Annotated in this window: 12 protein-coding genes; 8 read left to right on the top strand and 4 right to left on the bottom strand. The window is 36.4% G+C overall.

The genetic code is table 11. The features are described from left to right. Positions 1-313: 313 nt before the first annotated feature. Together ABNX05_RS23895 and ABNX05_RS23890 are read right to left on the bottom strand one after the other, a co-directional pair. Positions 314-730 (bottom strand): hypothetical protein, encoded by a 417-nt coding sequence (locus tag ABNX05_RS23895; protein ID WP_349661978.1) that lies wholly within the window; start codon positions 728-730, stop codon positions 314-316. A 167-nt stretch (positions 731-897) separates the two neighbouring features. Then, the gene (locus ABNX05_RS23890) at positions 898-1101 is read right to left on the bottom strand and encodes a YheE family protein (protein WP_349661977.1); all 204 of its coding nucleotides are present in this window, start codon (positions 1099-1101) and stop codon (positions 898-900) included. Between the two features lie 325 nt (positions 1102-1426). Between ABNX05_RS23890 and ABNX05_RS23885 the strand changes: the two genes are divergently transcribed. The 3 genes from ABNX05_RS23885 (at position 1427) to ABNX05_RS23875 (ending at position 3732) form a co-directional block, all read left to right on the top strand. Then, positions 1427-2569, top strand: a complete 1143-nt coding sequence (locus tag ABNX05_RS23885; protein ID WP_349661976.1) for a DUF445 domain-containing protein — start codon at positions 1427-1429, stop codon at positions 2567-2569. A 17-nt stretch (positions 2570-2586) separates the two neighbouring features. Beyond that, complete coding sequence (locus tag ABNX05_RS23880) at positions 2587-2931, top strand: YlbF family regulator (protein ID WP_349661975.1); 345 nt, start codon at positions 2587-2589, stop codon at positions 2929-2931. A gap of 138 nt (positions 2932-3069) precedes the next feature. Beyond that, entirely contained in the window at positions 3070-3732 is a 663-nt protein-coding gene (locus ABNX05_RS23875; RefSeq protein ID WP_349661974.1) for a ribonuclease H family protein, read from the top strand. 104 nt (positions 3733-3836) lie between these two features. Here ABNX05_RS23875 and ABNX05_RS23870 read toward each other — a convergent pair whose 3' ends face one another. Then, complete coding sequence (locus tag ABNX05_RS23870) at positions 3837-4913, bottom strand: hypothetical protein (protein ID WP_349661973.1); 1077 nt, start codon at positions 4911-4913, stop codon at positions 3837-3839. Between the two features lie 243 nt (positions 4914-5156). On the opposite strand from ABNX05_RS23870, the gene ABNX05_RS23865 reads away from it, so the two are divergent. After that, the gene (locus ABNX05_RS23865) at positions 5157-6077 is read left to right on the top strand and encodes a stalk domain-containing protein (protein WP_349661972.1); all 921 of its coding nucleotides are present in this window, start codon (positions 5157-5159) and stop codon (positions 6075-6077) included. A 103-nt stretch (positions 6078-6180) separates the two neighbouring features. On the opposite strand, the gene ABNX05_RS23860 is transcribed toward ABNX05_RS23865, so the two are convergent. Continuing rightward, positions 6181-6405 carry a hypothetical protein gene (locus tag ABNX05_RS23860; protein WP_349661971.1) on the bottom strand — a complete coding sequence of 75 codons (225 nt, stop codon included), beginning with the start codon at positions 6403-6405 and terminating at the stop codon, positions 6181-6183. A gap of 217 nt (positions 6406-6622) precedes the next feature. On the opposite strand from ABNX05_RS23860, the gene ABNX05_RS23855 reads away from it, so the two are divergent. The 4 genes from ABNX05_RS23855 (at position 6623) to ABNX05_RS23840 (ending at position 11676) form a co-directional block, all read left to right on the top strand. Then, the gene (locus ABNX05_RS23855) at positions 6623-7660 is read left to right on the top strand and encodes an LCP family protein (RefSeq protein ID WP_349661970.1); all 1038 of its coding nucleotides are present in this window, start codon (positions 6623-6625) and stop codon (positions 7658-7660) included. Between the two features lie 150 nt (positions 7661-7810). Next, positions 7811-9316 (top strand): coproporphyrinogen III oxidase, encoded by a 1506-nt coding sequence (locus ABNX05_RS23850; protein WP_349661969.1) that lies wholly within the window; start codon positions 7811-7813, stop codon positions 9314-9316. Between the two features lie 121 nt (positions 9317-9437). Next, positions 9438-10583 (top strand): glycerate kinase, encoded by a 1146-nt coding sequence (locus ABNX05_RS23845; protein WP_349661968.1) that lies wholly within the window; start codon positions 9438-9440, stop codon positions 10581-10583. Positions 10584-10887: 304 nt separating this feature from the next. After that, a complete protein-coding gene (locus ABNX05_RS23840; protein ID WP_349661967.1) occupies positions 10888-11676 on the top strand; it encodes an HAD family hydrolase in 789 nt (262 codons plus the stop codon). Positions 11677-11820: the final 144 nt, after the last annotated feature.

The following is an 11820-nucleotide window of genomic DNA, read 5'->3' as shown; positions in this document are numbered from 1 at the left end:
GGCTAAAACCATCACGTCCTGTGATAACGCCTTTGTGACCAGCATCGTGCTGGCCCGAGACCCTGCAGCGTAGCGGGTGTTTTCTGTGCGAAAGCGTAGTGGTAACGTAGCGGCAGCAAATGTTTTAACTGTGCGAAATCGAAGCGACAGCAACACCAAAAGCGCTCATCGGACGCCCCCAGGAAAGCGTCCAGTCGGAACGGAAATCCACCCCTTGCTTTGCCGGAGAGCAATACTCTGACACCTAAATGTCAAAATAGTTTTCAACAAAAAAAGGAGCCATTTTCGTATGTGATGGCTCCTTCTTCATTATTTAATTATTGTTGAAAGCGTAATTTAAGCACGCTTTTTCCACATCGTGTAGCGTTTCTTTTGCTGGTATTTCGCCTAGGTAAAGTGAAATTGTAACAGGTGCTTTTTCTGCTATACCTTGTTTTGTCAAAATATAATTATTGCCCTTATATGTTAAAAACATATTTTTTACAGGTCTTTTTCCGAAAGTACTAGCAGAAGAATTGAAAAATCCTTTTAATTGACTACAGTATTCCGTGTAGAAATCACTTTTAAAGCCAGTCAGAGCTTCGAATTTTTTACTATCAATAACTTCAGCCTCATTCGCTAGCTCGAAAATTTTAGCTGAAAATTCGGAAAAAACTTCTTTTACTTTTGCACGAATTAATGGTTTTGAATTATAACTGTTTATGTCATCAGAAAGAGTGACTTTACTCATAGAAATAGCCTCCTGCATAAAATCCCTTTAATACATGATAACATAAATGTATAAGAAGGATAAGGGAATTTCAACATATTTAAACAATTATAAGATAATAGCAGTGCTAGAAATAGTGAAAAATAGGTATATTTATACAGTGTGGGTGTTGAAAAGTATTACTTTTATTAGTCGTAAACATGGTACAACATGAGCTCATGAATCATTTTTTTTACTTCCTCTTCGTTAGGAGGGATAGAGCCATTCCATTGTATAACGCCATCTTTTAAGTACTCCGCTGAATAACGTTCGCGTTGATAAAAGAACGAAATGGACCAACCTGGAAGCTGAGAATTTTCAAATAAAGGCTTAAAGCTAAAATGCTGAATCATAACCAAACCCCATTTCTTATATATGTAGTTAATATTATTCAAGGATAGTGGTAATTTTGCAACTCCAAATGTCTTTCTTATCGTAATGAGCTGATAAAAGGATTTGTTTGTTAATAGTTTGCTCCTATGTACGTCCATTTTTTAACTGATTGAAGCTCCTAGCGGAAATCAGTATCTGCAAATTAATGAAGAAGGATAAAAATAGTGAATCATCATACTTTAACAGGGGGTATTTCTTTCGTAGAAAATCATTGCTCTGCTATAATGAGTGCAGCAGGCGACAAAAAACGCCAATAGTGAATACAATTGAAATGAGAGGATACTAATGGATAATTTTCTAGTGACATTAATATTTATGGCAGTCATTGGAGCTGCAATTGGTGGTGTAACGAATCACTTAGCCATCAAAATGCTTTTTCGACCTCACAACGCTATATATATTAAAAATTGGCGAGTACCTTTTACTCCAGGCCTTATTCCAAAACGACGTGACGAATTAGCGAAGCAACTTGGGCTAACAGTTGTAAATTATTTATTAACACCTGAAACTTTTAGAAAGAAATTTTTCTCAAAGGATATTCAGGGAAAGGTAGAACAGTTTGTACAAACAAAAGTAGAAGAAACGATTTTTACAAATGATAAAACAATTCAGGATTGGCTATCATTAGCTGGATTTTCCAATATGCCAGCAACAATTGAACAGAAGGTAGAAGCAATTGTTGAGGGACAATTTGAATCAGTTAAGAATACACTATCTACGAAATCAATTCGTACACTCTTATCAGCAGACATTCAACAAACGATTGATGCAAAGATACCAGTAGCGGTTGATCATATTTTAGAAAAGGGTGAGGATTATTTTTTATCACCCGAGGGCGAACTGACAATTAAGGCGATGATTGATGATTTCTTATCGTCAAAAGGATCACTTGGTGGAATGATTAATATGTTTTTAGGTGATTCTTCATCGCTAGTGGCAAAGGTTCAGCGTGAGCTTGTGAAATTTTTACAGGCGCCAGGAACTTCAACATTACTAACGAAAATTTTTACGCAGGAATTGGAGAAATTAAAAGATCGCCCAGCAATGGATTTCTTACAAGATATTCGCTTTGAAGCTATATTATCGAAATTACAAACTTACGTAAAAGAACAATTAGCAATTGAAGAACGCTTGAATTATCCTATTTCGTATTACTGGCCAGAAGGGAATTCGTGGATGAAGGAAACAGTAATTCCCCAAGTTATTGAAAAAGCTTTTGTAAAAGCTGAAGACAAATTAGAAGATGTATTAAAGCGCTTAAATTTACAAGAAGTAGTACGTGAGCAGGTTGATTCTTTCCCTGTGGAGAAATTAGAGGAGCTTGTACTAGGTATTTCAAAGCGTGAGTTTAAAATGATTACAGTACTTGGTGCAGTTCTTGGTGGATTGATTGGGATTGTGCAAGGATTAATTGTTTACTTTATTTAAAAAGGAGAATTATGTTGATGATTAATATTTACAATGAAATTAATTCGTTAGAGGTAGCTTTTCGTAAAACACCTGAATTTGAAGCTTTGGAAGCAGCAGTGAAAGTTGTTAAGGAAGATGAAGAGGCATTAAATCTATTCAAAAATTTCCGTAAAGTTCAAATTGACCTACAGAAAAAGCAATTAAATGGTGAAGATATTCTTGAAGATGAACTTGTTTATGCACAGAAAGCTGCACAGCTTGCACAGCAAAATACAAAAATTACCGCAATGCTTCAGGCAGAAATGAATTTAAGTAAGATCATCGAAGAGGTAAACAGAATTTTAATAAAACCTATTCAAACATTGTATGAAGAATTTTAACAGCCAAGTTAAGAGTTCTGAAAAAGCGTAGGCATAAAAATACTATTAGTTGCACATATAACAAGTAAGAAGAAAACGTGTTTCCGCAAGTCGGAGCACGTTTTCAATTTATGGCTCACTATCATTGGAGGTTATACTATGCATGTCATCATTGAATGGACTTATAAAGCGAAAAAGGGTGCGGAAACTGTTTTGCGTTCAGAAGAAATGCCAGCAGCTCAAGCATTACTACTTGCAGAGGACATGGAGCGAACAGGGAGAGTAAAATCGCTGCATTGTATCGATCGACAGGATACAAGTTGGTCTTTAAAAGAACTCAAGGCATATTTAAAGGAAATTGACACTGAGCCACACAATATTACAGTTTATTTTGATGGTGGTTTTGATCGTGCAACATATCAATCGGGGCTGGGCTGTGTGATTTATTATGAACAAAATGGCAAGCCATATCGATTAAGACAAAATTCTTTTTCGTCCGAGCTTAAATCTAACAATGAAGCAGAATATGCAGCGCTTTATTTAGGGTTAGTTGAACTTGAGCTATTGAACGTTCACCATTTGCCTGTTTGTTTCACTGGTGATTCCCAAGTAGTGATCAATCAATTGAGTGGGGAATGGCCAGCGCTAGAAAAGAATTTATCTAGCTGGGCAGATAAAATCGATGCAAAGCTAGAGGAGCTTAGTATTCAGCCAGAGTACAAGCTGATAGCACGTAAAGAAAATTCTGAAGCCGACCGCCTTGCAACTCAAGCGTTAAACGGTATCGATATTACAGGATTAAAGGAAATTGTAAAGGAGTAAATATTAGAAACTCCAAAAGAGAACCACCAGTATTTTGAAATGCAAACTCAATTGTTAGATGGTGTGTCTAACAATTGGGCGCAGTTCAGTGACAAGGTGGTTTTTTAATAATCTAAAGCATTAATCCCCAATGCAAGATTAGTTAGCTCAGCGTTATTTTGATCATGATTAAATTCAGCTTGGAAATAAACATTATCAAATTCAAAATTTGCATAATATACGATATCATCAGGATCTCCATACCTCTCATAGGAAGAAATTTGAATAGCTTGGCCTATGACTTCCTCTAACGATTCTTTTGTAACATTTTTGAAATTTGAAAGATAATAATGACTAACAGGTATCTCATCCTCAGCTAGACAGAAAAAGTAATTATCATAAAAAGAACAAAGACCCCCCTCGTAATAATCCTCCCCTTTCGGCAAGCCGGCTTTCCCCTTAGCGATCGGATATGTATCACCAAAAATAATATCAGTTTTAAAGAAATCATGATTTAATAATTTTAGCAGTTTTGAATTATGAATGAGTGGCAACCCAGAATATAAGTTTGTTGTACTATTTTCACTAGTTATAGCATGGTCACGAAGTGTAAAACGCTCTGAAGAATCTCCTGTTTGAATAGTAAAAGTATTTTTAGAGGTATCTACTTTTAACTCACTACCCTCATAGAGCCTATAGGATTGACCGCTAATAATGTTACTACCAACGTCTGCTACTTTAAGTAAATGAAGAACTTCTAAATTGCCTGAAGCACCAGCTTCAAAATGGGTTATTAATGCAATATCTTTTTTGTCTTCGTCCTTGAAGATACCTTTAAAACGGAAATCTCCATGAATTGTCGTTTCATATTGTTGAGAATTCCGTTGTTCCCAAGCTTCACTGTTCTTATTATAATGACCGATTATATAACCGTATTTAGTACCGTTATAACTAATAAAGAGTTCTGGTACTTCATCCCCTTCAAAGTCAATCATTTCTACAAAAACTTCTTCACTTGGGATCGTTAAATTTTTGTACCATGTACTATCTAAAGCCTGTTGCTTCCACTCTTCTGTCGTGTAAGGTAATTTGTCATTCTTTGTTAACTCGTTAGAAACATCAGGTTCTTTTGATGGTTGATCCTCACAAGCAAATAACAAACAACTTAGAAACAATAGTGGAATTATCCGTTTTTTCAACATAGTATCTCCTTACTTCCATAAAATTAGTTGTTTCATCACCAAAAGTTGGGGACGAAATTTGTTAAAAGGGAACAGAAATCAACACTACGCTTTGGCGATAGGCCAATTATTCCATTCTTTATTGCTAATTATAATAGATATTGACTAAAAAAACGGTTATTATCATAAATTCTCCATTTTTAATGAAACTTTTACCATACTAAAACGACTACTACTATGAACCTAATAATAAGGAGAGATTTTATGAACATGAAAAAAATTGCACCGGTAGCAATGACAGCATTATTATTTGGAAGTGTAGTAATACCAGTCGCCTCAGCAAATGAAAATCAGGCAGACGCACAACAACAAGTACCACAAATCCAAATTGATCCTGTACACATATTCAACAATACCTATGGAACGGTTGAAAAAGTGAATTCAAGTGAAAATATTACATACTTCACAGTACAAGATGGTGACCAAACAAACATTTTAGAAATCTCAAAGGATACACTTGTTTTCGATAATACAGGTAAAAAAGTAGAACTTAAAAAAGGGGATAAAATAGTAGCTTATACATTTGCGAACAAGCCACAAAAATTAATTTATCCACCACAATTCAATCCTGATGTTGTCATTGTTGAAACTGAGGAAGCAGGATTTGCTGAAGTTGATTACTTCTTTGAAAACTTAACGAATACTTATGATATGTTGCAGTTAACCATTGGTGAAAACACAGAGCTTATCAATTCAAAGGGAGAGAAAGTTGCAGCTAAAGACTTAATAGAGAAGAATTTAGTAGTTTTCTATACAGCTTCAACAAAAAGTATCCCAGCTCAGACAACACCTTCGAAAGTAATTGTTCTTGATGACGAGTCTGAAAATCCAACAGAAAATACTGTAGAAGCGGAAATAGCACAAATTATCGCGAAAGATTACTATGAAGTCGATGGAACAAAGATGGTTCCGTTGCGTTTGATTGCCGAAAAGCTTGGCTATAAAGTAGAGTCAACAAGTAAAGGCGCAATTGTATCAAAAGGTAATCTATCTTACACAATTACTCGTGGAGAAAAAATGTTTGGTTATAACAAAGCATTACGCCCACTTAATGCAGCACCTGCTTTTCTAGAAGCATATAAAACATATGTACCAGTTGAATTTGTAGAGGAATATTTAAAATAATTTAGAGACCCATATTAAGGTGCCACCTTTGTATGGGTTTTTTGCGCCTTAAAATGCTGAATTCACTCTCTTAGTTGTTATTTTAAAGGCTCATCACCAAAAGTTATGGATGACATTTGTTAAAACATATGCCATGTATATAAGTTGATTGGAGTGGAGTCTGGGCGACTCCTTGGGGATCAGCGATAGAGGAACGAAGGCTAAAAGCATCACATCCTGTGATAACGCCTTCGTGACCAACATCGTGCTGTTGCTGTCGCTGCGCTTTCGCACAATCAAAACCCTCTGCTGTCGCTACGTTAGCACTACGCTTTCGCGCAAAAAACATCTGTTGGCCCGAGACCTTGGAGCGAAGCGAAGTGGCTCATCGGACGCCCCAAGGAAAGCGCCCAGCGTAACGGAAATCAACCACACGTTTTGGTGATGATCCATTTTAAATAAAAATTTGATTATATTCCCAAACATAATCATTGTAGGAAACTTGTGAGAGCATTTATCGTCTTAATCAATGAAGAGGGTGACTTTAACAGAAGAGAGGATTTTGTGTGGAAAGAAAATTAAGAAGGTCTAAAAAAGCGAAACCTAAAAATAAAATAATAAAAATAACTTTAATAGTAATCGTAATTTTACTATTAACCGTAACTAGTTATGGAGCTTATGCGTTTGTTAAATTTAAAAATGCCTATGATAGTTCAAAGGTCGATTTAAAAAGAGATGGAAATAAATCAGAGCTAAGGGAAGAGGATGTTTCATTTAAAAAAGATCCTATCTCCATTTTTTTATTAGGTGTTGAAGATTACTCTAGTGAAGCGGAGAATGGTCGAGCAGATACTCAAATGGTCATTACTTTGGACCCGGATACATCTGAAATTAGCTTAATTACAGTGCCTCGGGATGCAAGAGTTAACATAGAAAATGCAGGGGAATATACAGGTGTACATAAAATCAATGCTGCGTATAATTATGGATCGATTACAGGCTATGGGGCAATTAAGCTTCAATTAGAGACAGTTGAAAAATTCCTGAATATACCGATAGATAACTTTATTGCGGTAAACTTTGATGGCTTTAGAGATATTGTCAATGCTTTAGGTGGAGTAACAGTAGATGTAAAAGAGGATTTTTGGGAAGATAATATTTACGATAAAAAACGGATAGACTTTCATAAAGGAGAGTCGCATTTAAACGGGGAAGAGGCACTTGCATTTGTAAGAATGAGATACAGACCTATAAATGCTTCATACTCTCGTGAAGAAAGACAAAGACAATTTTTGACTGCAACAATTGATCAAGCGAAATCTACGAATACAATATTTAAAATTGGTCAAATTGCAGATATTTTAGGAGAAAACGTAGAAACAGATTTAAACCCTAAAGAGATTTACGCACTTCAAAAGCAATATTTGAATGCTAAAAACATATCTACGAAAACGATAGAAATAAAAGGCGAAGATCAGTATATCGACAAAGTATCTTATTTTATTCCTGATATGGAAAGCTTGGAGAAAGTAAGCATGGAATTAAGAAGAATTCTTAAACTAAAAGAAGAACGTTTCAAAACAAACGCGGCTATTGAAAGATAAAAGATAAGAATCCATTTTGATAAATTTTTCAAAATGGATTTTTTGTATTAATAAACGGAATGTTCTGTTATTAATTGCAACTTTGCTTAACGTGATAAAAGTTTGTTAAACTATTGGTGCTGTAATTTTTGAGAGAAAAGAGCGAAGACAATGAAAATTATTCACATAGATCAAAAATATCCTGAGGATTGGATTCGCGTATTAAATCATATTGCGAATTTATTTTTTGAGGATTCCAAGTTAAAAGTAGAAGCTGAAGGAACAGATATGACAGTGTCATTCGAATATAACATTGGTGATGATTTTTCCATTGCTACAAAAGCTGTGCTTGAGGTAGATGGTAAGCGTTATACGAATGATTACCGCATTCAATACGAATCGGGGGCTGAAGGACGTGAGCTAAATATTCGTATGAAGCGTGCTTTGTCACACGTATTTTTAGATGTGCTAGAGCAACATACGGGCATGCAACAACAGTGGGGGATTTTAACAGGCGTACGTCCGACTAAGTTGTACCATAAATTTCGAAAGGCTGGAAAAAGCGATGAAGAAATTGCTGATATCCTAATTCGTGATTTCCGTCTGTCAGAAGAAAAGGTATCGCTACTAAAAGAAATAGTTGAACGTCAGTTAGTGACAATTCCTGATATAGATGAAATCGGTAAAGAAATAAGTATTTATATTGGCATTCCTTTTTGCCCGACTAAATGTGCCTATTGTACTTTCCCAGCGTATGCAATTGGCAGCAATCGTAAGCAAGGGCGAGTGGCAACATTTTTAGATGGATTGCATATTGAATTACGTGAAATGGGTAAATGGCTGAAGGACAATAATATGAAAATCACATCTATTTATTGGGGTGGTGGTACACCGACATCTATCGAAGCGGATGAAATGGATGCATTGTATCAGACGATGTATGACTCCTTCCCAAATCCTGAAACAATCCGTGAAGTAACTGTTGAAGCGGGCAGACCTGATACGATTACGCCTGAAAAACTAGAAGTGTTAAAAAAATGGGGCATTGACCGAATAAGTGTTAATCCACAATCGTACACAGATGAGACTCTTAAAGCAATTGGTCGCCATCATACGGTACAAGAAACAATTGATAAGTTCTGGTTAGCGCGTGAATCAGGCATGAATAATATTAATATGGATTTAATTATTGGTTTGCCCAATGAAGGGATTGAAGAGTTCCAAAATTCATTAGATGAATCTGCAAAAATGCAGCCAGAATCGCTAACAGTACACACATTATCATTTAAACGTGCATCAGAAATGACACGTAATAAGGATAAGTACAGGGTAGCAGATCGTGATACTGTTGCAGAAATGATGCATATGGCGCAAGTATGGACGAAGGAAAATGAATATGTACCGTACTATTTATATCGTCAAAAAAATATTTTAGGTAATTTAGAAAATGTCGGCTACAGTAAAGCGGGCGAAGAAAGTATCTATAATATTGTCATCATGGAAGAAGTACAGACTATTCTAGGGATTGGCTGTGGAGCCTCCTCTAAATTTGTTCATCCTGAGACGGGAAAGATTACGCAGTTCCATAACCCAAAAGATCCTGCTGCCTACATCATGACGTTTGAAGAGGCAATCGGTAAAAAAATTGAGTTTTTAGATGAATTATATAAGGCATAAACAAGATGGCAATCTGATGTTTTTCAGGTTGCCTTTTTTTATTCCGATAAAAGCTCAGGAATGTTTTTAGTCTGAATTATAATGGTGATAAGCGTCTAACTAAAATGAGCGGAGGTATAACATGAAAGTTGTTATTAGTCCAGATTCCTATAAGGGGACTTTGTCGGCCATCGAGGTAGCTAGTGCCATGCAGGCAGGAATATTGGATGTTGATCCATCGATTGAAACAGTCATTTTACCAGTTGCAGACGGTGGAGAAGGTACACTAGAAGCACTTGTTACTTCAACAGATGGTCAATATTTTTCGCACCGTGTGCTTGATCCATTGGGAAGAGAAATTAAAGCGAGATATGGTGTGCTTGGTGATAATGAAACATGTGTTATTGAAATGGCTCAGGCATCTGGAATTATGCTGTTGCAGGATGAAGAAAAAAATCCCGAGCTTGCATCAACGTATGGGACGGGGCAGCTAATCAAAGCTGCTCTTGATAAAGGGTTTAGAAAATTTATTGTCGGAATCGGCGGTAGTGCGACAAATGATGCTGGTATGGGCATGTTAAAGGCACTTGGATTGCAACTGAAAAAAGAAGATGGCACTTTAATTGCGGATGGAATATCGGCACTATTAGATTTAGCTTCAATTGATATCAGTCAGTTAGACCCCCGATTAGCTGAAGCGAAATTTATTATTGCCTGTGATGTTGATAATCCACTGATTGGAGAGCGAGGGGCAACAGCTATTTTTGGGCCTCAAAAGGGTGTTAAAGAACATCAAATTGCTTATTTTGATAGCTGCTTAAAGCAGTTTGCGGACATAGTTGAAAAGCATGTTGGTATTCGATTACACGACTACAAAGGGGCAGGCGCTGCAGGTGGAATGGGAGGCGCGTTAATCGCCTTTTTAAACGGCAGTTTTCATGCAGGTATTGAGATTGTGATGAATGCAGTACAGTTAAAAAAGCATTTAGAAGGTGCCGAGTTTGTAATGACAGGTGAAGGAAAATCAGATCGCCAAACATTACATGGGAAAGCGCCATTAGGGGTGGCGAAGACTGCAACATTATCGAATGTACATGCTGTCTTATTGTCGGGGGCGATAGATGAAAATGATAAACCCGCATTACTTGAATCTTTTACTGTAGTTGAATCATTAGTAGATGAGACTATTAGTGTTCAGCAGGCAATGCAAGAGCCTTATTATTTTATTCGCATGAAAACAAAGAAAATAGTTGAGTATTATATACAAAATGGATATAAGTTTTGTTGAAACGAGCAATTTAAATAAGTTGATCTTCGTTACGGCTGGGTGACTCCTTAGGGATCAGCGATAGAGGAGCAGAGGCTAATAGCACCACATCCTGTGTTAACGCCTTCGTGATTTCTGTAGCGAAAGCAAAGCGGCAGCAAATGTTTTATCTGTGCGAAAGCGAAGCGGCAGCAACAACAAAGCGCCCGGCCGGAACGGAAATCAACCTTACGTTTTGACGATGAAAAAACCTTAAAACGCTATGCTAAATATTTTGAATATATGCTAAAATAATTATACTAATAGGAAGCTAGGAGCTGACACAATGTCAATTAACACAATTATTTTTGATTTAGATGATACGCTATTATGGGATAAAAAATCCGTCAAAACAGCATTTGAAAAAACGTGTGAGTACGCTGCAACAATACATAATGTGAATCCGGCTGAGCTTGAGGAAGCTGTGCGTAAAGAAGCACGTGCACTTTACGAAGGCTATGAAACATATGATTATACGGTGTTAATCGGCATTAACCCATTCGAAGGACTTTGGGGAACATTCGATGATCCAACAGATTCTTTTCAAGAAATGAAAAAAATCGTACCAGGCTATCGTACAGAAGCATGGACAAAAGGCTTAGTGGCTCTTGGTATTGATGATGCACAACTGGGGGCGGAGCTAGGAGAGCGCTTTGTGGCAGAGCGTAAAGTGTCTCCATTCTTATATGAAGATACTTTTGATGTGCTAGATAAGCTGAAAGGAAAGTATCAACTCGTATTACTGACAAATGGAGCACCAAGTTTACAAAATTTAAAACTGGAAATAACACCAGAGATCGCGCCGTATTTTGACCATATCATTATTTCTGGGGACTTTGGGAAAGGGAAACCAGATGCCTCAATTTTCGAATATGTAATAGAAAAAGCAAGTATTACAGCAGACGATGCGATTATGGTTGGAGATAACTTAAACACGGATATTTTAGGCTCATCTCGTGTTGGTATGCGCAATGTTTGGATCAATCGTGAGAACAATGCACCAAATGGCGTTGTCACTCCAACATATGAAGTTGATTCTTTAACTGCATTATTAGAACTAGTAAATAATCTATAAGCAAAAAATGTACTGATTCATCAATGGATCAGTGCATTTTTTTGTTTCTTGAAATTTATCGAAACAGTTTGATGAAATATCGAAACAAATTGATGTTTTATCGAAACTTTTTAGCGAAATATCGAAAAAAATTCAAGCTTTATC

Origin of the sequence: Lysinibacillus zambalensis, from assembly GCF_040183165.1 — a bacterium.
In the GTDB taxonomy this organism is placed as follows: Bacteria; Bacillota; Bacilli; order Bacillales_A; family Planococcaceae; genus Lysinibacillus; species Lysinibacillus zambalensis.
This window is presented reverse-complemented; position numbering and strand designations above follow the sequence as displayed.